This window comes from Streptomyces varsoviensis (assembly GCF_000718635.1).
In the GTDB taxonomy this organism is placed as follows: Bacteria; Actinomycetota; Actinomycetes; order Streptomycetales; family Streptomycetaceae; genus Streptomyces; species Streptomyces varsoviensis.
On sequence record NZ_JOBF01000019.1, the window covers coordinates 25,766 to 46,850 of the forward strand.

General features: G+C 72.4%; 18 protein-coding genes. 14 read left to right on the top strand and 4 right to left on the bottom strand.

What is annotated here, in order from left to right:
- Positions 1 to 7 precede the first annotated feature (7 nt).
- The 9 genes from recG (at position 8) to mutM (ending at position 8,152) form a co-directional block, all read left to right on the top strand.
- Entirely contained in the window at positions 8 to 2,257 is a 2,250-nt protein-coding gene (gene recG, locus IF55_RS25125; protein WP_030884857.1) for an ATP-dependent DNA helicase RecG, read from the top strand.
- A 117-nt stretch (positions 2,258 to 2,374) separates the two neighbouring features.
- Positions 2,375 to 2,905, top strand: a complete 531-nt coding sequence (locus IF55_RS25130) for a hypothetical protein (RefSeq protein ID WP_030884859.1) — start codon at positions 2,375 to 2,377, stop codon at positions 2,903 to 2,905.
- A gap of 116 nt (positions 2,906 to 3,021) precedes the next feature.
- The gene (gene rsmD, locus IF55_RS25135; RefSeq protein WP_030884862.1) at positions 3,022 to 3,606 is read left to right on the top strand and encodes a 16S rRNA (guanine(966)-N(2))-methyltransferase RsmD; all 585 of its coding nucleotides are present in this window, start codon (positions 3,022 to 3,024) and stop codon (positions 3,604 to 3,606) included.
- 26 nt (positions 3,607 to 3,632) lie between these two features.
- The gene (gene coaD, locus IF55_RS25140) at positions 3,633 to 4,112 is read left to right on the top strand and encodes a pantetheine-phosphate adenylyltransferase (RefSeq protein WP_281181040.1); all 480 of its coding nucleotides are present in this window, start codon (positions 3,633 to 3,635) and stop codon (positions 4,110 to 4,112) included.
- Between the two features lie 98 nt (positions 4,113 to 4,210).
- Positions 4,211 to 5,323 carry an ATP synthase F0 subunit B gene (locus IF55_RS25145; protein WP_030884867.1) on the top strand — a complete coding sequence of 371 codons (1,113 nt, stop codon included), beginning with the start codon at positions 4,211 to 4,213 and terminating at the stop codon, positions 5,321 to 5,323.
- Positions 5,324 to 5,515: 192 nt separating this feature from the next.
- Complete coding sequence (locus tag IF55_RS25150) at positions 5,516 to 6,109, top strand: YceD family protein (protein WP_211270036.1); 594 nt, start codon at positions 5,516 to 5,518, stop codon at positions 6,107 to 6,109.
- Between the two features lie 2 nt (positions 6,110 to 6,111).
- Positions 6,112 to 6,285, top strand: coding sequence for a 50S ribosomal protein L32 (gene rpmF, locus IF55_RS25155; protein ID WP_030884875.1), 174 nt, complete (start codon positions 6,112 to 6,114; stop codon positions 6,283 to 6,285).
- Between the two features lie 19 nt (positions 6,286 to 6,304).
- Positions 6,305 to 7,150 (top strand): ribonuclease III, encoded by an 846-nt coding sequence (rnc, locus tag IF55_RS25160; protein ID WP_030884877.1) that lies wholly within the window; start codon positions 6,305 to 6,307, stop codon positions 7,148 to 7,150.
- 99 nt (positions 7,151 to 7,249) lie between these two features.
- Positions 7,250 to 8,152: a bifunctional DNA-formamidopyrimidine glycosylase/DNA-(apurinic or apyrimidinic site) lyase gene (gene mutM / locus IF55_RS25165; RefSeq protein ID WP_030884880.1), complete on the top strand. Its 903-nt coding sequence runs from the start codon at positions 7,250 to 7,252 to the stop codon at positions 8,150 to 8,152.
- A 62-nt stretch (positions 8,153 to 8,214) separates the two neighbouring features.
- Here the strand turns inward: mutM and IF55_RS25170 are convergent, their stop codons facing one another.
- A complete protein-coding gene (locus tag IF55_RS25170; protein WP_030884885.1) occupies positions 8,215 to 9,165 on the bottom strand; it encodes a CAP domain-containing protein in 951 nt (316 codons plus the stop codon).
- Between the two features lie 146 nt (positions 9,166 to 9,311).
- On the opposite strand from IF55_RS25170, the gene IF55_RS25175 reads away from it, so the two are divergent.
- From IF55_RS25175 to IF55_RS25190, 4 genes are all read left to right on the top strand, one after another.
- On the top strand, positions 9,312 to 9,593 hold the full coding sequence (locus tag IF55_RS25175) for an acylphosphatase (RefSeq protein WP_030884894.1): 282 nt from the start codon (positions 9,312 to 9,314) through the stop codon (positions 9,591 to 9,593).
- Positions 9,594 to 9,996: 403 nt separating this feature from the next.
- Entirely contained in the window at positions 9,997 to 10,203 is a 207-nt protein-coding gene (locus IF55_RS25180; protein ID WP_030884897.1) for a hypothetical protein, read from the top strand.
- Between the two features lie 233 nt (positions 10,204 to 10,436).
- A complete protein-coding gene (gene smc / locus IF55_RS25185; RefSeq protein ID WP_030884899.1) occupies positions 10,437 to 14,081 on the top strand; it encodes a chromosome segregation protein SMC in 3,645 nt (1,214 codons plus the stop codon).
- Between the two features lie 165 nt (positions 14,082 to 14,246).
- The gene (locus IF55_RS25190) at positions 14,247 to 15,728 is read left to right on the top strand and encodes a sugar porter family MFS transporter (RefSeq protein ID WP_281181041.1); all 1,482 of its coding nucleotides are present in this window, start codon (positions 14,247 to 14,249) and stop codon (positions 15,726 to 15,728) included.
- 133 nt (positions 15,729 to 15,861) lie between these two features.
- Here IF55_RS25190 and IF55_RS25195 read toward each other — a convergent pair whose 3' ends face one another.
- Together IF55_RS25195 and IF55_RS25200 are read right to left on the bottom strand one after the other, a co-directional pair.
- Positions 15,862 to 16,851: an LLM class flavin-dependent oxidoreductase gene (locus tag IF55_RS25195; RefSeq protein ID WP_030884906.1), complete on the bottom strand. Its 990-nt coding sequence runs from the start codon at positions 16,849 to 16,851 to the stop codon at positions 15,862 to 15,864.
- 158 nt (positions 16,852 to 17,009) lie between these two features.
- Complete coding sequence (locus tag IF55_RS25200; protein ID WP_030884909.1) at positions 17,010 to 18,500, bottom strand: purine-cytosine permease family protein; 1,491 nt, start codon at positions 18,498 to 18,500, stop codon at positions 17,010 to 17,012.
- A 385-nt stretch (positions 18,501 to 18,885) separates the two neighbouring features.
- Here IF55_RS25200 and ftsY point away from each other — a divergent pair, with 385 nt between their 5' ends.
- A complete protein-coding gene (gene ftsY / locus IF55_RS25205) occupies positions 18,886 to 20,109 on the top strand; it encodes a signal recognition particle-docking protein FtsY (protein ID WP_030884912.1) in 1,224 nt (407 codons plus the stop codon).
- Positions 20,110 to 20,325: 216 nt separating this feature from the next.
- Here the strand turns inward: ftsY and IF55_RS25210 are convergent, their stop codons facing one another.
- Entirely contained in the window at positions 20,326 to 21,021 is a 696-nt protein-coding gene (locus IF55_RS25210) for a bifunctional DNA primase/polymerase (protein ID WP_030884916.1), read from the bottom strand.
- Between the last annotated feature and the right edge of the window lie 64 nt (positions 21,022 to 21,085).

Consider the following 21,085-nt stretch of genomic DNA (forward strand, 5'->3'; position numbering starts at 1 on the left):
GTGTGCAATGGACGGCGTGCCCGCGCTCGATGAACCACTGAAGAAGATCCTCGGCGGCAACACCGCGAAGGTGATGGCCGACCACCTCGACCTGCACACGGTCGGCGACCTGCTGCACCACTATCCGCGGCGGTACGCGGAGCGGGGCGAGCTGACCCGCCTCGCCGACCTGCCGCTCGACGAGCACGTCACCGTCGTCGCGCAGGTCGCCAAGGCGGCCATGAAGACCTTCAACCACGGCAAGGGCGTCCGCCTGGAGGTCGTGGTGACGGACGGCAGCGGGTCCCTGACCCTGGTCTTCTTCGGCAGGGGCGCGTACGCGCGCGAGAAGGAGCTGCTGCCGGGGCGGCGGGGCATGTTCGCCGGCAAGGTCTCCGTCTTCAACCGCACCCGCCAGCTCCTGCACCCGGACTACGAGCTCCTGGACCGGGAGAGCGGCAGCGAGGCCGCCGAGTCCTTCGCCAACCAGATGGTGCCGATCTATCCGGCGTGCAAGCAGTTCCAGGCGTGGAAGCTCACCAAGGCCGTCTCCACCCTCCTGGACCTCTTCGAGGCGGAGAACTGGGAGCACATCGTCGACCCGCTCCCGGCCGCGCTGCGCGAGGGCCGCGCCCTGGCCGACCTGCCCGACGCCTTCCGCAAGGTCCACCGCCCGCGCTCCAAGGCGGACATCGACTACGCCCGGGACCGCCTCAAGTGGGACGAGGCGTTCGTCCTCCAAGTCGCCCTGGCCCGCCGCCGCCACGCCGACGCCCAACTCCCGGCCGTACCCCGGCGACCCGCCCCCGGCGGCCTCCTCGACGCCTTCGACGCCCGGCTCCCCTTCACCCTCACCGACGGCCAGCGCAAGGTCTCCGCCGAGATCTTCGACGACCTCGCCACCGACCACCCCATGCACCGGCTCCTCCAGGGGGAGGTCGGATCGGGGAAGACACTGGTGGCGCTGCGCGCGATGCTCGGGGTCGTGGACGCGGGCGGGCAGGCCGCGATGCTCGCGCCGACCGAGGTGCTCGCGCAGCAGCATCACCGGTCCATCACCGAGATGATGGGGGAGCTGGCCGAGGGGGGCATGCTCGGCGGGGCCGAGCAGGGGACCAAGGTGGTGCTGCTGACCGGCTCCATGGGGGTGCCGGCGCGGCGGCAGGCGCTGCTGGATCTGGTGACCGGCGAGGCCGGGATCGTCATCGGGACGCACGCGCTGATCGAGGACAAGGTGCGGTTCCACGATCTGGGGCTGGTCGTGGTGGACGAGCAGCACCGGTTCGGGGTGGAGCAGCGGGACGCGCTGCGGGCCAAGGGGGACTCCCAGGGGGAAAAGCGGACGCCGCATCTGCTGGTGATGACGGCGACGCCCATCCCGCGGACCGTCGCCATGACCGTCTTCGGCGACCTGGAGACGTCCGTGCTCGACCAACTCCCCGCCGGGCGCTCGCCGATCGCCACCCATGTGGTGCCCGCGAAGGACAAGCCGCACTTCCTGGCGCGTGCCTGGGAGCGGGTGCGCGAGGAGGTCGAGGGCGGCCACCAGGCGTACGTGGTCTGCCCGCGCATCGGCGACGAGCCGGAGGAGACCAAGAAGAAGGCGGGGGCGAGCAAGAAGGACGAGACGCCGGGGGAGGACGAGGGGCCGGACGGCGAGCGCCGGCCGCCGCTCGCGGTCCTCGACATCGCCGAGCGGTTGACGGCGGGGGCACTCGGCGGGCTGCGCGTGGAGGTGCTGCACGGGCGGATGCAGCCGGACGCGAAGGACGACGTGATGCGCCGCTTCGCCGCGGGCGAGGTGGACGTGCTCGTGGCGACGACCGTCATCGAGGTCGGCGTCAACGTCCCGAACGCCACGGTCATGGTGATCATGGACGCGGACCGGTTCGGCGTCTCCCAGCTCCACCAGTTGCGCGGCCGGGTGGGCCGCGGCTCGGCGGCGGGGCTCTGCCTGCTGGTCAGCGAGGCGTCCGAGGCGAGCCCGGCGCGCGCCCGGCTCAACGCCGTCGCCGGCACCCTCGACGGCTTCGAGCTGTCCCGGATCGACCTGGAGCAGCGGCGCGAGGGCGACGTGCTCGGGCAGGCGCAGTCCGGCGTCCGCTCGTCGCTGCGGATGCTCGCCGTCATCGACGACGAGGAGGTCATCGCGGCGGCCCGCGAGGAGGCCGCCGCGGTCGTCGCGGCCGACCCGGAGCTCGACGGATTCCCGGCGCTGCGCACCGCGTTGGACGCCCTCCTCGACGACGAGCGGGAGCGGTATCTCGACAAGGGATGAGGGGCCGCGGGCCCGCCGCTCGGCCAGAGGAATTGTCAGACCCCCCTGAGAGAATGGACACAGTCCGAACCGATCCGCTCCGAGATCGGCTGAGTTGGGCCATAGGGGGCTGCTTTCATGTCGTTCCGCCATATCAACGAGCTGCCGCTCGGCGACAAGATCTTCCGGATCGAGCTCGCCAGCGACGACGACGCCACTGTCACCCTGACCCTCACCGGCTGGCACGAGGACGCCCCGGAGGCACTGCTGGCCTCCGGCGCCCTGACGCTGCCGCTGACCGAAGTCCCGCCGCTGCGCATCGCGCTCAACCGCGCGCTGCGCGCCCTCGCGCTCGTCGCCGACGTCGCCGAGCCGATCCCGGACCGGGACGTGCTGCGCGAGCTGTTCCCCGGCCACGGCGCCCCCTGGGTGCCCCAGCACGAGGAGGACCTCACCCACCGCTTCCACGGCGGCGAGACCATCGCCCGGATAGCCGCCCGCTTCGGACGTACGCCGGACTCGGTGCGTACGAAACTGCGCGAGCTGGGGCACGACCCGCGCCGCCCCGAGTACTGCCCGCCCGACGGCTGCCTCTCCTGGTCGCGCTACGCCTCGCCGGCGCTCCTGGGCGCGGGCGACGCCCCGGGCGACGGCCCCGGCGCCGGCTGACCCCGGTGCTCTCGGCCCGCCCGGCCCCAACCGGGCCGGGCGGGCCGCGTCCGGCGGCGCCGCCGATAATGAGGGGGCAGCGTGTGCACGTCGAAACGGAAGGGTGAGCCACCACCATGACCCGCGTGATCGCCGGTGCGGCCGGAGGGCGGCGCCTCGCGGTGCCGCCCGGCGGCGGCACCCGCCCCACCTCCGACCGGGCGCGCGAGGGCCTGTTCTCCACCTGGGAGTCGCTGGACGGGCCGCTGACCGGGGCGCGGGTCCTGGACCTGTACGGCGGCTCCGGTGCGGTCGGCCTGGAGGCGCTCTCCCGCGGCGCGGAGCACGTGCTGCTCGTCGAGGCCGACGCCCGCGCGGCCCGCACCATCCGGGAGAACGTCCGCGCCCTCGGCCTGCCCGGGGCGGAGGTCCGCGCGGGCCGGGCCGAGCAGATCGCCGCCGGGTCCCCGCCGGGCGCCCCGTACGACACGGTCTTCCTCGATCCGCCGTACGCGGTGGGCGACGACGAGCTGCGGGAGATACTCCTCACACTCCTGGCGCGGGGCTGGCTCGCGAGTGAGGCGCTCGTCACCGTGGAGCGCAGCACCAGAGGCGGCGAATTCCGCTGGCCGGACGGGTTCGAGGGGCTCAGGGCCCGTCGTTACGGCGAGGGGACGCTTTGGTACGGTCGCGCCGCCTCATGTCGCACAGCCGCGTCATGACCGGATCGGAGAGCGAGGAGCCACTCTTGCGCCGCGCAGTCTGTCCGGGGTCCTTCGACCCCGTCACCAATGGACACCTCGACATCATCGCCCGCGCCTCCAGGCTGTACGACGTCGTCCATGTCGCCGTGATGATCAACCAGTCCAAGAAGGGGCTGTTCACGGTCGACGAGCGGATCGACCTGCTCCGCCAGGTCACCGCCGAGTACGGCAATGTGAAGGTGGAGTCCTTCCACGGGCTGCTCGTCGACTTCTGCAAGGAGCGCGACATCCCCGCCATCGTCAAGGGGCTGCGGGCCGTCAGCGACTTCGACTACGAGCTCCAGATGGCCCAGATGAACAACGGGCTGTCCGGCGTGGAGACGCTGTTCGTCCCCACCAACCCCACCTACAGCTTCCTCTCCTCCAGTCTGGTCAAGGAGGTCGCGGCCTGGGGCGGCGACGTCGCGCACCTGGTGCCGCCGCTGGTGCTCCGGGCCCTCACCGAGCGGCTCGCGAAGCGCTGATGGGCTGACGGGGTGTCAGCAGGTGTCGGCCGGAGGCCCACTGGCCGTACAGTCGGTCCCGTCCTGACCCTTCGGCCGTAGAGAGTGGCGAGCACCAGGTGGACGTGCAGAAGAAGCTCGACGACATCGTCGCGACCGTCGGCGGTGCCCGGTCCATGCCCATGTCGGCCTCGTGCGTGATCAACCGGGCCGAGCTGCTCGCCCAACTGGAGGAGGTCCGGGCCGCCCTGCCCGGCTCGCTCGCCCAGGCGCAGGAGCTGATCGGCGGCCGCGAACAGATGGTCGAGGACGCCCGCCAGGAGGCCGAGCGGATCATCGAGTCCGCGCACGCCCAGCGCACCTCGCTGATCTCCGACACCGAGGTGGCCCGGCAGTCCCAGGAGGAGGCCGACCGCATCCTCTCGGAGGCCCGCCGGGAGGCCGAGGAGATCCGCGCCGAGGCCGACGACTACGTCGACAGCAAGCTCGCCAACTTCGAGGTCGTCCTCACCAAGACCATCGGCTCCGTCGACCGGGGCCGGGACAAGCTGCTGGGCCGGGACGGCGGCCCCGACGGCTTCGCGGACGGGGACGGCCAGTACGACGACGGCCCGGAGCGCAGCGCCGACCCGCGGACCCAGCGCGAGCGCGCCGACGAATACGTGGACGCCAAGCTGGGCGCGGTCTCCGCCGTGCTCGCCAAGACCCTGGAGGCCGTCGGCCGCGGCCGGCAGAAGCTGCTCGGCGTGCGTCCCACGGACGAGCTGGGCGCCCTCGCGGACGCCACGGACGGCTACGGCCCGCACACCAGCGACGCGGACTTCCTCGCCGGCCTCGCCCTCCCGCAGGAGCCGGCCGACGCCCCGGCGCGGCCCGCACAGCCGCAGGTCCAGGAGGCGGTCCAGCCCCAGGACCACGGCCAGGCCCAGCCCGACTACTACGCGGCGGCCGCGGGCTACCAGCAGCAGGACGCGTACGGCTATCAGCAGCAGTACGCGCAGCCGGACCCGTACCAGGCGCAGGGCGGCTACCAGCAGGACGCCTACGGCTGGCAGCAGGGACAGCAGGCGTACGACCCGCACGCCGGGTACGCCGCCGATCCGCACCTCCAGCACCAGCAGCCCCAGCCCCACGGGGGCCAGCAGCAGGCCGCGGCCCTCGACGAGACCAGCCTCTTCGACACGAGCATGATCAATCTCGACCAGCTCCGCGCGTACGAGCAGGGCCGCTGACCTCCTCCGCCGCGGCGCCCGGGCCCCCGGGGCGCGGATTGGGTGTACAGCGACAGGTCCAGTATCCTGGCTCTTCGGTCGCGCGTACGTCCGCGATCACGGCTGCCCCAGTACATCCGCACCGGGCGGCCGTCACCGCAGCGTAGAAAGCAGGAAGCCCTGAACGCCCACCTCGACCACCGCGCCCCTCTCGTGTTCGACACACACGAGCTGGGTCGGCGTCCCGGTGCGCTGAAGCGGGTCTCCCGCACCATCGCCGCCCCCGATGACCTCGGCATCGAGGTCATCGGGGTGGCCAAGGGCGCGACCGTGGAGCTGGACCTCCGACTGGAGTCGGTCATGGAAGGGGTGCTCGTCACAGGCACCGCCCGTGCGCCGCTCACAGGGGAGTGCGTAAGGTGTCTGGAGCCGCTGGAGCGAGAGCTCGAAGCGGACTTCCAGGAGATGTTCTCCTACCCCGACGCCGACGCCCGGAGCCGCACCGCGGACACCGGCGACGACGCCGAGGAAGATGAGGACACCCTCTTCATCGAGGACGACATGTTCGACCTCGAACCCGTGCTGCGCGACGCGGTGGTGCTCGCACTGCCGCTGCAGCCGGTGTGCCGGGAAGACTGCCCCGGCCTGTGCTCCGAGTGCGGGGCGCGGCTGGCGGACGACCCGGACCACCACCATGAGGCCGTCGACATCCGTTGGGCGGCTTTGCAGGGACTCGCCGGGACCATCCAGGACGGCGAGAAGGACAACGCCCCCCGCGCCAGCGGGGATGAACCTCAGGAGAAGTAGCCGTGGCTGTTCCGAAGCGGAAGATGTCGCGCAGCAACACGCGCCACCGCCGGTCGCAGTGGAAGGCTGCGGTCCCCACCCTGGTGGCGTGCGAGCGCTGCCACGAGCCGAAGCAGCAGCACATCGCGTGCCCGAGCTGCGGCACCTACAACCGCCGCCAGGTCCTCGACGTCTGAACGGCGGGTGACAGGCTCCATGTCAGACGCTGATTCGTCGAGGAACACCTCCTCGAAAAAGACGTCGGCGGACACAGCCTCGTCCCACACGCTTCTGGAAGGGCGGCTCGGGTATCACCTTGAGTCCGCCCTTCTGGTGCGTGCGCTGACGCACCGCTCCTTCGCGTACGAGAACGGCGGACTGCCCACCAACGAACGGCTCGAATTCCTCGGGGACTCGGTGCTCGGCCTGGTGGTCACCGACACGCTGTACCGCATCCACCCCGACCTCCCGGAGGGCCAGCTCGCCAAGTTGCGGGCCGCGGTGGTCAACTCGCGTGCGCTCGCCGAGGTCAGCCGTGGCCTCGACCTCGGCGCCTTCATCCGGCTCGGCCGCGGTGAAGAAGGAACGGGCGGCAGGGACAAGGCGTCCATCCTCGCCGACACCCTTGAGGCCGTCATCGGCGCGGTCTACCTCGACCAGGGCCTCGACGCCGCCGGCGAGCTGGTGCACCGGCTCTTCGACCCGTTGATCGCCCGCTCCTCGAACCTGGGCGCCGGCCTGGACTGGAAGACCAGCCTCCAGGAGCTCACGGCGACGGAAGGGCTCGGCGTCCCCGAGTACCTCGTCTCCGAGACCGGCCCCGACCACGAGAAGGTCTTCACGGCTGCTGCCCGCGTCGGTGGTGTCACGTACGGCACCGGCACCGGCCGCAGCAAGAAGGAAGCGGAGCAGCAGGCGGCCGAGGCCGCCTGGCGCGCGATCCAGCAGGCCGCCGAGGCCCGCGCCGCCGACGTGGCCAAGGGATCCACCGCCGCGGCGGACCCGGCGGGCGGCGCGACCGCCGACAGCGCGCCGACCGCCGAGGGCGGCCGGCCCGCCTGAGCCGCCCGCGCCCGCCGCACGAAGGCCGACCGCCCACCCGACCCCGCCGGGGACGGGTGGGCGCGGCCGTATCCCGCCCCATGCCACCCAGGAGAGAGCGTGCCCGAGCTGCCCGAGGTCGAGGTCGTCCGGCGCGGACTGGACCGATGGGTCCGCGGCCGTACCGTCGACGCCGTCGAGGTGCTGCACCCGCGCGCCATCCGCCGCCACGTCGCCGGCCCCGCCGACTTCGCCGCCCGGCTGACCGGCCACCGCATCGGCGAGCCCCGCCGCCGCGGCAAGTACCTCTGGCTGCCCATGGAGAACGCCGGCCGGCCGGCGGAGCGCGCCGCCGAGATCTCCGTGCTCGCACACCTCGGCATGAGCGGCCAGCTCCTCGTCCAGCCGCACGACGCCGCGGACGAGAAGCACCTGCGCGTCCGCGTCCGCTTCGCCGACGCGGCCGGGACCGAGCTGCGCTTCGTCGACCAGCGCACCTTCGGCGGGCTCTCGCTGCACGACGCCGTACCCGGCGACCCGGACGGCCTCCCGGACGTCATCGCGCACATCGCCCGCGACCCGCTGGACCCCGCCTTCGACGAGGCCGCCTTCCACGCCGCGCTGCGCCGCCGCCGTACGACCGTCAAGCGCGCCCTGCTGGACCAGTCGCTGATCAGCGGCGTGGGCAACATCTATGCCGACGAGGCGCTGTGGCGCGCGCGGCTGCACTACGAGCGGCCCACCGCGACCCTCACCCGCCCGCGCAGCGCCGAACTCCTCGGCCACGTGCGCGAGGTGATGAACGCGGCCCTCGCGGTGGGCGGCACGAGTTTCGACAGCCTCTACGTCAACGTGAACGGCGAGTCGGGGTACTTCGACCGCTCCCTGGACGCGTACGGGCGCGAGGACGAGCCCTGCCGCCGCTGCGGGACGGCCATGCGCCGCCGCCCCTGGATGAACCGCTCCAGCTACTTCTGCCCGCGCTGCCAGCGCCCGCCGCGTCCGGCGGCCGTCCGGCCCTGACGGCCGGGGTCCGGCCCGCCAGGCGCCGCCTTCGTGGGGCCGCTCCCAGGGGAGCGGACTTCTCAGAAGCCGAAGTCCTGGGTCCAGTAGGGGCCGCCGGGGCCGAAGTGCACCCCGATGCCCAGCTTCTTGTAGTCGGGGTTGAGGATGTTCGCCTTGTGGCCGGGGCTGTGCATCCAGGTGTCCATGACGGCCTTGGCGTCGGCCTGGCCGCGCGCGATGTTCTCGCCGCCCAGATTCTTGACGCCGCGCTTCGCGGCCCGGTCCCAGGGGCTCTTGCCGTCCGGGTCGGTGTGGGCGAAGAAGCCGCGCCGGGCCATGTCCTGGCTGAAGGCGCCGGCGAGCGCGTCGAGTGGCCCGCTCGCGGTCACCGGGGCGCGGCCGGCCTTCGCCCGCTCCTGGTTGACCAGGGCGAGCACCTGACCGCGGGCCGCCGCCACCCGGTCGGCGTCCGCCGGGGCCTCCGCGGGCTTCCCGGGCGTGGCCGGGGCGGGTGCCGCGTCGCCGGTACGGGGCGGGGGCGCGGCGCGGTCCGAGGCGCCGTGGTCCGCACGCGGGTCGGCCCCGGCCCCGGCTTCGGCGCGCTCTTCGGTCCGTACGGGGGAGGGGCTGGCGGACGGCGAGGCGGGCGGCGTCGAGGGCGTCAGGGACGGCGCGTGGGCGCGCTCCCCGCCGCGGCTCGCGGGCGTCGGACCGCGGTCGGCCGGAGACGCCGACTCGGAGCTCCCGGCCTCCGGGGAGCCGCTGTCCGGGGGGCCGTCCGCGCGTACCTCGCCGCTCGGGCCGTCGTGCCCGCCGAGGTCGAACTTCCCGCCGCCCGGCAGCAGGCCGGAGGTCACGGCGACCGCGCCGATCGCCAGCGCGGCGGACGCGCCCAGCAGCCCGGTGCGTACCGGAGCCTTGGCTCTGGCCCGGCCGCGGCCGCCCTCGCGGTGCCGCCCGGAGGCCGGCTCGGGGGCGGAGGGGGGTGCCGTCGCCGCCGGCGGCGGGGTGGGGCGTCCATGGCGGCCCATGTGCTGCCTTCCTTACGTGCGTCGCGCGTTGCCAGGCATCGACATGTGTCACCCGCACGGGCGAGTAGTCGTACGAGCGGCGACTGTACGCCATGGTCATCGGGGGCGGCGTGCTCCGTGAGTAATTGGCCGGTTAGCGTGCGGTCATGAACGAGAATGTCCGCCTGACCGCCTGGGTTCGTGGCCATGTGCAAGAGGTCGGCTTCCGGTGGTTCACCCGCGCCAACGCGCTCCGTATCGGGGACCTCACCGGATTCGCCTCCAATCTCTCCGACGGCCGCGTGCAGGTCGTCGCCGAAGGCCCGAAGGCCGGCTGCGAACAATTGCTCGAATGGCTGCGTACGGGCGACACGCCCGGGCGGGTCGACGGCGTGACGGAGATCTGGGACACACCGCGCGGGGGATACGAGGGGTTCGAGATCCGCTGACCGCGCGCTCGCGCGCCGGGACCGAGGGGCGTCCGAGAGGCCCCGTGAACTGAGTCCGTACGAGTGGTCCGAGCGCCTCCGGCATCCGCGACGGGCAGAAACGGCCTGATGGTTGCCAAGTGCGCCCGCCCGTGCAAGGCTGCCCCTCAACGGATGATCTCCACGCCCCCGACGGGCCCGGGAAGAGGAAGCGCCGCGCATTGAGCCGCCGCGCGCCCCTGGGTTGCCCCTTGATACGGGGCGTGATCGTGTTGACCGTCAAACTTTTTGGTGAGACGCTGGAAGCCCCGCGCACCTTAGCTGTTTGGCATTGAACACAGTAGTGATGGCAGACACCGCGGGTGCGAATCCCTCACGACCCACACCGCTTCGGTCGGTCACTCAGTGTGGAGGACCATCCATCATGGCAAAGGCGCTTCTCGGTTACGTCGGCGGCTCCGACCCCCGAGTTCTCTCCGAGATGCGACGGCTTCAGCAGCGTGTCCAGGACCTCGAATCCGAGCTCGTCCGGATTCAGGCCGAGAACGACGCGCTGTACGCCGCCGCGCACCACGGCGACTCGCTGCTTGACAGCATCGACGTACCGCAGGCGGAGCCTGCGCTGGCCTGACCTCCACCCTTACCCCAGGGTCGGTCGGGCTGCAATGTCAGCCGCTTGAGAATCCGCAAGGGACGCTTCGGCGTCCCTTCGTTTTTTCGGCGGCTTCTGGCCGCCTTCCCGCCGTCTCCTCACCGTCAGATGTGCCCTGCACCATAACCGGTGAAACCGAAAAACAACCGGCGCGCCCCGCGCCCGCGCCGGGACCGGGGCTGGACCAGGGTCGGGCGGTAGAGTCCCACGGCGTGCATCTCAAGTCCCTGACCCTCCGAGGTTTCAAATCCTTCGCCTCGGCTACGACGCTCCGCTTCGAGCCGGGTATCACGTGCGTCGTAGGTCCCAACGGCTCCGGCAAGTCCAATGTCGTGGACGCCCTTTCCTGGGTCATGGGCGAACAAGGGGCCAAGTCGCTGCGCGGCGGCAAGATGGAAGACGTCATCTTCGCCGGAACCACCGGACGGCCTCCGCTGGGTCGCGCCGAGGTGTCGCTGACCATCGACAACTCCGACGGCGCGCTTCCCATCGACTACACGGAAGTCACCATCACGCGGATCATGTTCCGCAATGGCGGCAGCGAATACCAGCTCAATGGCGATACGTGCCGGCTGCTCGACATCCAGGAACTGCTCTTCGACTCCGGTATCGGCCGCGAAATGCACGTCATCGTCGGCCAGGGCCAGCTCGACTCCGTTCTGCACGCCGATCCGATGGGCCGGCGCGCCTTCATCGAGGAGGCGTCCGGAGTTCTCAAGCACCGCAAGCGCAAGGAGAAGGCGCTGCGGAAACTGGACGCGATGCAGGCCAATCTCTCACGCGTACAGGATTTGACCGACGAGTTGCGCAGACAGCTCAAACCGCTCGGCCGCCAGGCCGCCGTCGCACGCCGGGCGGCCGTCATCCAGGCCGATCTGCGCGACACCCGGCTGCGGCTGCTCGCCGACGACCTCGTCACCTTGCGCGAGAAACTGCGCACCGAGATCGAGGACGAGGCGGCGCTCAAGACGCGCAAGGACGCCGCCGACGCCGAGCTGAAGGCCGCGCTCCAGCGGGAGGCCGAACTGGAGGAGCGGGTGCGCACGCTCACGCCGCGGCTCCAGCGCGCCCAGCAGACCTGGCACGAGCTGTCGCAGCTCGCCGAGCGGGTCCGCGGCACCATCGGGCTGGCCGACGCGCGGGTCAAGAGCGCGACCGCCGCCCCCGGCGAGGAGCCCCGTGGCCGCGACCCCGAGGACATGGAGCGCGAGGCCGCCCGCATCCGGGAGACGGAGGCCGAGCTGGAGGCCGCGCTGGAGGCGGCGAGCCGGGCCCTGGACGACACCGTCGAGCACCGCGCCGAACTGGAGGAGAGGCTGGCGCGGGAGGAACGGCGGCTGCGGGACGTCGCCCGCGCCATCGCCGACCGCCGCGAGGGACTGGCCCGGCTGCACGGCCAGGTCAACGCGGCACGCGGCCGGGCCGCTTCGGCACGGGCCGAGATCGACCGGATGGCGGCCGCCCGCGACGAGGCCCGGGAGCGGGCCGCCGCGGCCGAGGAGGAGTACGAGCGGCGGGCCGCCGAGGTCGGCGGGCTGGAGGCGGGCGACGCCGAACTGGCCGACGAGCACGAGCGCGCCAAGCGCGAACTCGCGGCCGCCGAGACGGCGCTGACCGAGGCGCGCACGGCGGCGGTGGCGGCCGAGCGCGACCGCGCCGCGACGGCCGCCCGGCACGAGGCGCTGGCGCTGGGCCTGCGCCGCAAGGACGGCACGGGCGCGCTCCTCGCCGCCGGCGACCGCCTGGCCGGCCTCCTCGGCCCCGCCGCCGAGCTGCTGACGGTGGCCCCCGGCTTCGAGGTTCCCGTCGCCGCCGCCCTCGGCGCCGCCGCCGATGCCCTCGCCGTACACGGCCCGGCCACCGCCGCCGACGCCCTGCGCCTCCTCCGCGAGCAGGACGCGGGGCGCGCGGCGCTGGTGGTGGGCGGCGGGGCGGGGGATGGCGCCGAGGCGGGGCAGGAATCCGCCGCCGGGGCCGGTGGTACGGACGTCTCTCCCGAGCCCGGCGGTACGGAGACCTTTCCCGAGCCCGGCGGCGCTGGGCCCGTGCCGGCCGTAGAGCTTGTACGCGCGCCTCACGGGCTGCTGCCCGCCGTGCGGCGGCTGTTGCGGGACGTCGTCGTGGTGGGCTCGCTCGACGATGCCGAGAAGCTGATCGCGGCGCATCCCGAGCTGACGGCCGTGACCGGCGACGGGGACGTGCTCGGGGCGCACTTCGCGCAGGGCGGGTCCGCCGGCGCGCCGAGCCTGCTGGAGGTGCAGGCGTCGGTCGACGAGGCCGCCGGGCGCCTCGCGGAGCTGGCCGTACGGTGCGAGGAGCTGGCCGGCGCGGAGCGGGAGGCGGGCGAGCGGCGGGCGCGCTGGGCGGCGCGGGCCGAGGAGCTGGGGGCCCGGCGTACCGCCGCGGACCGGGAGAAGTCGCAGGTCGCGCAGGTGCTCGGGCAGCTCGGCGGGCAGGCGCGGGCGGCCGCGGGGGAGGCCGAGCGGCTGGCGGCGTCGACGGCGCGGGCCGAGGAGGCGCTGGCCGGGGCGACCGCCGAGGCGGAGGAGCTGGCCGAGCGGCTGGCCGTCGCGGAGGAGGCCGCCGCTGCCGGGGACGGTGGCGCCGAGGAGCCGGACACGTCCGTACGGGACCGGCTCGCCGCGGACGGGGCCAATGCCCGGCAGACCGAGATGGAGGCGCGGCTCCAGGTCCGTACGCATGAGGAGCGCGTGAAGGGGCTCGCGGGGCGGGCGGACGCGCTGGACCGGGGGGCGCGCGCCGAGCGTGAGGCGCGGGCGCGTGCGGAGCGGCGCCGGGCGCGGCTGCGGCACGAGGCGACGGTGGCGGCGGCCGTCGCGGCGGGCGCCCGCCAACTCCTGGCACACGTCGAGGTGTCGCTCGTACGGGCCGACGAGGAGCGGCGCGCCGCCGAACAGGCGAAGGCCGGGCACGAGCAGGAGCTGATCGCCGAGCGCAATCGGGGGCGCGAACTCTCCTCCGAACTGGACAAACTGACCGACTCGGTGCACCGCGGCGAGGTGCTGGGCGCGGAGAAACGGCTGCGCGTCGAGCAGTTGGAGGCCAAGGCGCTGGAGGAGCTGGGCGTCGAGCCCGCCGCGCTGGTCGGCGAGTACGGTCCCGACCAGCCCGTACCGCCCTCGCCCCCGGCCGAGGGGGAGGAGCTGCCGGCGGACCCGGAGCACCCGCGCAACCAGCCGGTGCCCTATGTGCGCGCCGAGCAGGAGAAGCGGCTGAAGGCCGCCGAACGGGCGTACCAGCAACTGGGCAAGGTGAATCCGCTCGCCCTGGAGGAGTTCGCGGCGCTGGAGGAGAGGCACAACTTCCTGAGCGAGCAGCTTGAAGACTTGAAGAAGACCCGGGCCGACCTCCTCCAAGTGATCAAGGAGGTCGACGTGCGCGTGGAGCAGGTCTTCACCGAGGCGTACCGCGACACGGCGCGGGAGTTCGAGGGCGTCTTCTCGCGGCTGTTCCCCGGCGGCGAGGGACGGCTGGTGCTGACCGATCCGGACGACATGCTGGGCACCGGCGTGGACGTGGAGGCGCGCCCGCCGGGCAAGAAGGTCAAGCGGCTGTCGCTGCTGTCCGGCGGCGAGCGGTCGCTGACGGCGGTGGCGCTGCTGGTGTCGATCTTCAAGGCGCGGCCGAGCCCGTTCTATGTGATGGACGAGGTCGAGGCGGCCCTGGACGACACCAATCTGCAGCGGCTGATCGGGATCATGGCGGAGCTCCAGGAGAGCTCCCAGCTCATCGTGATCACGCACCAGAAGCGCACGATGGAGGTCGCCGACGCGCTGTACGGCGTGTCGATGCAGGGCGACGGCGTCTCCAAGGTGATCAGCCAGCGGCTGCGCTGACCGCCGCCCGCTGCTCCGGCGATCCACCCGCATGTGTTCAAGGCTTGAAGTCTAAAGGGAGAAGTTTCTGGAAAAAATCTTGGTTACGACCTATTGACTTCGAGACTTGAAGGCATAGGGTCTGCAACGTTGCTTATACCGCCAAGTGGTGGCTTTCGGGAAGTTATGCCCCACTGGAAGGTCCAGCCCCCTACGCCCGGCAACGCCGCCGGGCCACAGGAGTACACGTTGACCAGCACCGCGAGCGCACAGGTTCCGGAGGGCCGCGGAGCCCAGCCGGACCATCTCGGCCATGTCATCTTCATCACCGCGGCGGCGGCGATGGGCGGCTTCCTCTTCGGCTACGACAGCTCCGTGATCAACGGTGCGGTCGAGGGCATTCGCGGCAAATACCACATCGGCTCCGGCGAACTCGCGCAGGTCATCGCCATCGCGCTGATCGGCTGCGCGATCGGCGCCGCCACCGCCGGCCGCATCGCGGACCGCATCGGCCGCATCCGCGTCATGCAGATCTCCGCGGTGCTCTTCACCGTCAGCGCGGTCGGCTCGGCGCTCCCCTTCGCCCTGTGGGACCTGGCGTTCTGGCGGGTGCTCGGCGGCATCGCGATCGGCATGGCCTCGGTCATCGGCCCGGCCTACATCGCCGAGGTCTCGCCGCCCGCCTACCGCGGCCGCCTCGGCTCCTTCCAGCAGGCCGCGATCGTCGTCGGCATCGCCGTCTCGCAGCTCGTCAACTGGGGCATCCTCAACCTCGCCGACGGCGACCAGCGCGGCAAGCTCATCGGCCTGGAGGCATGGCAGGTCATGCTGGGCGTGATGGTCGTGCCGGCCGTCCTGTACGGGCTGCTGTCCTTCGCCATCCCGGAGTCGCCGCGCTTCCTGATCTCCGCCGGCAAGATCGGCAAGGCCAAGGCCGTGCTCGCCGACGTCGAGGGCGGCGGCGTCGACCTCGACACGCGTGTCGCCGAGATCGAGCAGGCGATGCGCAGCGAGCACAAGTCGACCTTCAAGGACCTGCTGGGCGGCCGCGCGGGCTTCCTGCCGATCGTCTGGATCGGCATCGGCCTCTCGATCTTCCAGCAGCTCGTCGGCATCAACGTGGCCTTCTACTACTCGGCCACGCTGTGGCAGTCGGTGGGCATCGACCCGAGCGCCTCGTTCTTCTACTCCTTCACCACGTCGATCATCAACATCATCGGCACCGTCATCGCGATGATCTTCGTCGACCGGATCGGCCGCCGGCCACTCGCACTGATCGGCTCGACGGGCATGGTGATCGGCCTCGCCCTGGAGGCATGGGCCTTCTCGGCCAAGACCGCCGGCGGCACCCTGCCCCACGCCCAGGGCGTCGTCGCCCTCATCGCGGCCCACTGCTTCGTGCTCTTCTTCGCCCTCTCCTGGGGCGTGGTCGTCTGGGTCTTCCTCGGCGAGATGTTCCCGAACCGCATCCGCGCCGCCGCGCTGGGCGTCGCCGCCTCCGCCCAGTGGATCGCCAACTGGGCCATCACCGCGAGCTTCCCGAGCCTGTCGGACTGGAACCTCTCGGCGACGTACATCATCTACATGGCCTTCGCCCTGCTCTCGATCCCCTTCGTGCTCAAGTTCGTGAAGGAGACCAAGGGCAAGGCGTTGGAGGAGATGGGCTGACCAACCCCGCCCTTGCCCGTCTCCTCGCGTTCGGTCGCTGCCCCGGCTCGGCTCCGGAAGCCCTTCGGCTCCGGAAGCCCCTGAGCCGGGGCAGCGCCCGTTCCGCGGCTCGGTCCTCGGACGAGTCCCCGAGTCAGTCCTTGAGCCGCGGCAGCACCTGCTCCGCGAACAGCCGCAGGCTCCGCCAGCCCTCCTCGACCGGCATCCCGCCGCACAGCGGATGCAGCACCAGCCCCGGCCCGTCGTCGCCGCTCTCGCGCGCCAGCGCCACGCACTCCTCGGGCGTGACGATCCGGTAGACGCCCTCGCCGCGCAGCCCCTCGACATCCTCGGCGGCGGACCGCACCGCGGAGCGGATGTCCGACGACTGCCAGGACGCGTACGTACGGGCCTCGTGCAGCAGATGCGCGCCGTGCTCCGCCCACGCCCGGTCCACGTCCTCGGCGATGTGCAGCAGCGGGGTCTCGGCCGCCGGCATCAGCACCCAGCCCTCGGTCCCGTACTCCGCGCACCGCTCCTTGTAGTACGCCTCCAGCTCCGGCAGGTGCGCGCTCGGGAACAGCGGCAGCCCGAGCCGGGCCGCCCGCCGCGCCGCCGGCTTGGAGGCGCCGCCGACCAGCAGCAGCGGATGCGGCCGCGTGTACGGGCGCGGGGTCACCCGCACCGTGCGCCCCCGGTACGAGAAGGGCTCGCCCGTCCACGCCGCGAGCAGCGTCTCCAGCGCGTCGTCCTGGAGCCGGCCCCGGTTCTCCCAGGAGCGGCCGTGGGCGGCGTACTCCTCGGGGCGGTAGCCGATCCCGGCGACCGTCACCAGCCGGCCGCCGCTCAGCAGGTCCAGGACGGCTATGTCCTCGGCGAGCCGCAGCGGGTCGTACAGCGGGGTGACGATCGCGCAGAGCGTCACGGCGATCCGGCGGGTGGCGCCCAGCACCGCGCCCGCGAACGCGATCGGCGAGGGCATCCAGCCGTTGTCCGTGCCGTGGTGCTCCTCCGTCTGCACGGTGGTGATGCCGTGCTCATCGGCGTACGCGGCCATCTCGACGGCGGCGCGGTAGCGCTCGGAGAGGCTCTCCGGAGTGGCGGCGGGATCGACGAGATTGAACCGAACGACCGTGGTGGGCATGGCAGACGTCCCCTTCGCCGTGGGTGGCAGAAGGGGACGCTAGCCGAGACCTGATCAATTGAACAGAGCGCCTGTGGACGTCCGTTCGGCGGCTCGGGAGGGGACTGTCATGGCTCGGGCCGGGGCCTTCGGGCCCTTCTGAGCCTTTGGGTGGGCGGTCAGGCCGGGACCTTCGTGCGGGGCGTGGGCTCCCGCCCGGTCTCCGCCGCGCCTTCCCGTGGCTTCGGGAGGGCCAGCGAGAGCACCGCGGCGATCACGATCGTCGTCGCCCAGCCGAGGCCGTGCTCCCCGATCCAGGTGGTGGCCAGCGGGCCGGTGAACCAGTCGACCTTGGTGAAGCACAGCCCCGCGACCAGCGCCACGAACCACGCCGTCATCGCCTGCCAGCAGAAGCCGCCCGCGTACCAGTAGCGGCTGGTGCGGCCGGTGTCCATCAGCGCGTCCGGGTCGTACCGCAGCGAGCGGCCCCGGCGGCGCGCCATGTCGACGGCGTAGACGCCGATCCACGCGGAGAAGGAGACGGCGAGCAGGGTCAGGAAGGCGATGAAGGAGCCCAGGAAGCTTTTCGCCACCAGCATCAGCAGCAGTCCGCCGACCAGGGAGATGATCGCGTTGATCGACACGGCCATGGCGCGCGGCAGCTTGACGCCCATGGTCTGCGCCGTGAAGCCGGCCGAGTACATCGACAGGCTGTTGATCAGCAGCATGCCCACCAGCGCGGTGATCAGGTACGGCACCGCGATCCAGGTCGGCAGGATGTCGCCGAGGAAGGAGACGGGGTCCGGGGCGGAGGCGAGGTCCGGGGTGGCGACGGCCATGACGGCGCCCATCAGCACCATCGGCGCCATGACCAGGCCCGCGCCCGAGACCGTAACGCCGACGATCTTCCTGCCCGAGGCGGCGTGCGGCAGGTAGCGGGCGAAGTCGGGGCCGGTGGGCACCCAACTGATGCCGCCCGCGGCGATGGTACCGACGCCCGCGATCATCATGGCGGTGGTGCCCGCGGGCTTGGAGAAGACGTCGCTCCAGGCCATGTTGGCGATCAGGTAGACCAGCACGAGCACGCTGAAGATGCCGAAGAGATACGTCGACCACTTGTTGCACACGTTGAGCGCCTTGCGGCCCATGCCGCTCACCAGGAAGGTGCAGGCGACGAAGGCGACGAGCGTGATGACGATCAGCGCGGTGTTGCTCTTGACGCCGAAGAGCAGGTCCAGGACGGTCAGCACGGCGTATGCGCCGGTGACCGCGTTGATGGTCTCCCAGCCGAAGCGGGCCACCCACAGGATCGCGCCCGGGAAGTAGTTGCCGCGGACGCCGAAGGCGGCGCGGGAGAGCAGCGCGCCCGGCGCGCCGCCCCACTTCCCGGACACCGACAACACGCCCACCATGCCGAACGACACGACGGCGGCGCACACGGCGACGACCAGCACCTGCCAGAAGTTCAACTTGTTGAAGACCACCAGGGACGCGCCCATGGTGAGCAGCAGCACGCTGATGTTGGCGGCGACCCACGTCGGGAAGAGCTCGCGGACTCTTCCGTGGCGCTCGTGGTCCGGCACGGGCTCGATGCCGCGGACTTCGATGGCGCCTTCGAAATCGGCGTGGGCCGCGGTGGCCGCTGAGGCCGTGTTGGACGCTGTGTCCATAGGTCGAACTCCGTGCATGTCATGCAGTGGCGAGGTGCCTGGTCAGCGGGGGGACGATGGGACTCTACGCGCGTTGCATCGTGCCACACCATCGTAGTTTGCTCCAACTTTGGCCAATTGGCCGCTTTGGTCCTCTACCCAGCCGGGCCCCGGGTCAGACCGGGACGGATGCCGCAGCAGGGCGGGAGCGCCGTCGCGCCCGAGGGCGCGCTGCCGCCGGTGGGTGACGTTGGAGGTTCCCACGAGCGAGTACGCGGCCGGCCGCCGTAGCCGGGCGGCCGCCCGCTCGACGGGGTACGCCCCGGTCCCCGCGCACCGGTCGTTACGCGCCGTCCCGTGCGCGGCCCGGCCGAGAACTCCGGACGTGGCCGATACTGGGTCCGTTATGGAAATCGTCATCCTTGCTGTAGTCATCGCTGTGGTCGCGGTCGCCGCGATCAGCGGGCTCGTGGTCAGCAGCCGCAAGAAGAAGCCGCTGCCGCCGGCCCCGCCGAGCAGCCCGTCCGTCACCACGCCGCCCGCGGAGCCGCAGGTCGGCGAGGAAGCCGATACCGCGCCCGAGGAATCGCGCCGGACCATTGAGGAGGTGGACCTGCCGGCGGCCGAGGCCCCGGCCCCCGCCGAGGCGCCCGTCGTCGAGGAGCCCCCGGCCCCCGCCGTCGAGGTGCCCGAGCCCACCGCGGGCCGCCTGGTGCGGCTCCGCTCCCGGCTCTCCCGCTCCCAGAACTCCCTGGGCAAGGGGCTGCTCACGCTGCTCTCCCGCGAGCACCTCGACGAGGACACCTGGGAGGAGATCGAGGAGACCCTCCTCGTCGCCGACGTCGGCGTCGCCCCCACCCAGGAGCTCGTCGACCGGCTGCGCGAGCGCGTGAAGGTGCTCGGCACCCGCACCCCGCAGGAACTGCGCGGCCTGCTGCGCGAGGAGCTGCTGACCCTCGTCGGCACCGACCTCGACCGTACGGTCCACACCGAGAGCGGCGTCAGCGAGAGCGGCGCGGAGAAGCCCGGCGTCGTCATGGTCGTCGGCGTCAACGGCACCGGCAAGACCACCACCACCGGCAAGCTCGCGCGCGTCCTGGTCGCCGACGGCAAGTCCGTCGTGCTCGGCGCGGCCGACACGTTCCGCGCCGCCGCCGCCGACCAGCTCCAGACCTGGGGCGAGCGCGTCGGCGCCCGTACGGTCCGCGGCCCCGAGGGCGGCGACCCCGCGTCGATCGCCTTCGACGCGGTGAAGGAGGGCATCGCCGAGAGCGCCGATGTCGTCCTTATCGACACCGCCGGCCGGCTGCACACCAAGACCGGGCTCATGGACGAGCTGGGCAAGGTCAAGCGGGTCGTGGAGAAGCACGGCTCCGTGGACGAGGTGCTGCTGGTGCTCGACGCCACCACCGGCCAGAACGGCCTGGTGCAGGCGCGGGTGTTCGCGGAGGTCGTGGACATCACGGGCATCGCGCTCACCAAGCTCGACGGCACCGCCAAGGGCGGCATCGTCGTGGCCGTCCAGCGCGAGCTGGGCGTTCCGGTGAAGCTGGTGGGCCTCGGCGAGGGCGCGGACGACCTCGCGCCGTTCGAGCCGGAGGCTTTCGTCGACGCGCTGATCGGCGAGTGACGGCGGGGGCCTGACGGCCCCGGACGCCTGACGGCCCACTGGCCCATACGTACTCCACCCGTACTCCACGCGTACGAGAGGGAAGCCGTCGGCCCACGCGGACAACGACAAGAAGGGCCCCTCCCCGCCGCTCAAGCGGCCGGGGAGGGGCCCTTCTGCGATCTTCCGTGATGTGTCGGTGGCCCTGGTTCAGGCGGTGCCCTCGCCGGGCCTCGGTCAGGCGCAGAAACGTGACCCCGCGCGGTGGCAGACGTAGGCCAGCGTGCCCACCAGGAGCCTGGCCTGGGGCGGGCAGCCCGCGGTGTCCAGGGTCGGCGGGCGCAGCCAGCGCATCGGGCCGAGGCCGCCGAGGTCGGAGGGCGGCGCGGTCACGTACTCGCCGGGCCCCAGGCAGCGCAGGTCGAGGCCGGCGTCGTCCCAGCCCATGCGGTAGAGCAGCGCGGGGAGTTCGGCCGCCGCGCCGGGGGCAACGAAGAACAGCGCGCGGCCGTGCGGCGTGGCGGCGACCGGGCCCAGCGGCAGCCCCATCCGCTCCAGCCGGACCAGCGCGTGCAGGCCGGCCGGCTCCGCCACCTCCAGCACCTCGAAGGCGCGGCCGACGGGCAGCAGCACCGCCGCGCCGGGGACCTCGGCCCAGGCGGCGGTCGCCTCGTCGAGGGTGGCGCCCGCCGCGACGGGCGGCGCGAAGCGCAGCGGGTGGGCGCCGGGGGAGGGGCAGTCGGCGACGCCGCACGAGCAGTCCGTACGGCCATCGGAACCGTGGCGCGAGGCGCGGGCGCCGGGCGCCACGTCCCATCCCCACAGGCCGGTGTACTCCGCCACTGTCATCGCTGTCATGGCACACCCGGTGGCGCGTGCGCGCCGCCGGGTGCCGGAACGCATGTCCCGGATACCGCCGATCGTGAAGCCCATGCTCCCTCCAACGGGTCGTCTTCAGTGATGGTTACGACCCGGAGTCTTGCGAACACGCACGGTT

Excerpts from the sequence above, each read along its gene's own strand:
- rnc (WP_030884877.1), top strand. The coding sequence starts at position 6,305 with ATGTCAGACGCTGATTCGTCGAGGAACACCTCCTCGAAAAAGACGTCG.
- IF55_RS25200 (WP_030884909.1), bottom strand. The coding sequence starts at position 18,500 with ATGGACACAGCGTCCAACACGGCCTCAGCGGCCACCGCGGCCCACGCC.
- IF55_RS25190 (WP_281181041.1), top strand. The coding sequence starts at position 14,247 with ATGCCCCACTGGAAGGTCCAGCCCCCTACGCCCGGCAACGCCGCCGGG.
- IF55_RS25130 (WP_030884859.1), top strand. The coding sequence starts at position 2,375 with ATGTCGTTCCGCCATATCAACGAGCTGCCGCTCGGCGACAAGATCTTC.
- IF55_RS25175 (WP_030884894.1), top strand. The coding sequence starts at position 9,312 with ATGAACGAGAATGTCCGCCTGACCGCCTGGGTTCGTGGCCATGTGCAA.
- rsmD (WP_030884862.1), top strand. The coding sequence starts at position 3,022 with ATGACCCGCGTGATCGCCGGTGCGGCCGGAGGGCGGCGCCTCGCGGTG.
- IF55_RS25180 (WP_030884897.1), top strand. The coding sequence starts at position 9,997 with ATGGCAAAGGCGCTTCTCGGTTACGTCGGCGGCTCCGACCCCCGAGTT.
- IF55_RS25195 (WP_030884906.1), bottom strand. The coding sequence starts at position 16,851 with ATGCCCACCACGGTCGTTCGGTTCAATCTCGTCGATCCCGCCGCCACT.
- IF55_RS25210 (WP_030884916.1), bottom strand. The coding sequence starts at position 21,021 with ATGGGCTTCACGATCGGCGGTATCCGGGACATGCGTTCCGGCACCCGG.
- recG (WP_030884857.1), top strand. The coding sequence starts at position 8 with ATGGACGGCGTGCCCGCGCTCGATGAACCACTGAAGAAGATCCTCGGC.
- ftsY (WP_030884912.1), top strand. The coding sequence starts at position 18,886 with ATGGAAATCGTCATCCTTGCTGTAGTCATCGCTGTGGTCGCGGTCGCC.
- IF55_RS25170 (WP_030884885.1), bottom strand. The coding sequence starts at position 9,165 with ATGGGCCGCCATGGACGCCCCACCCCGCCGCCGGCGGCGACGGCACCC.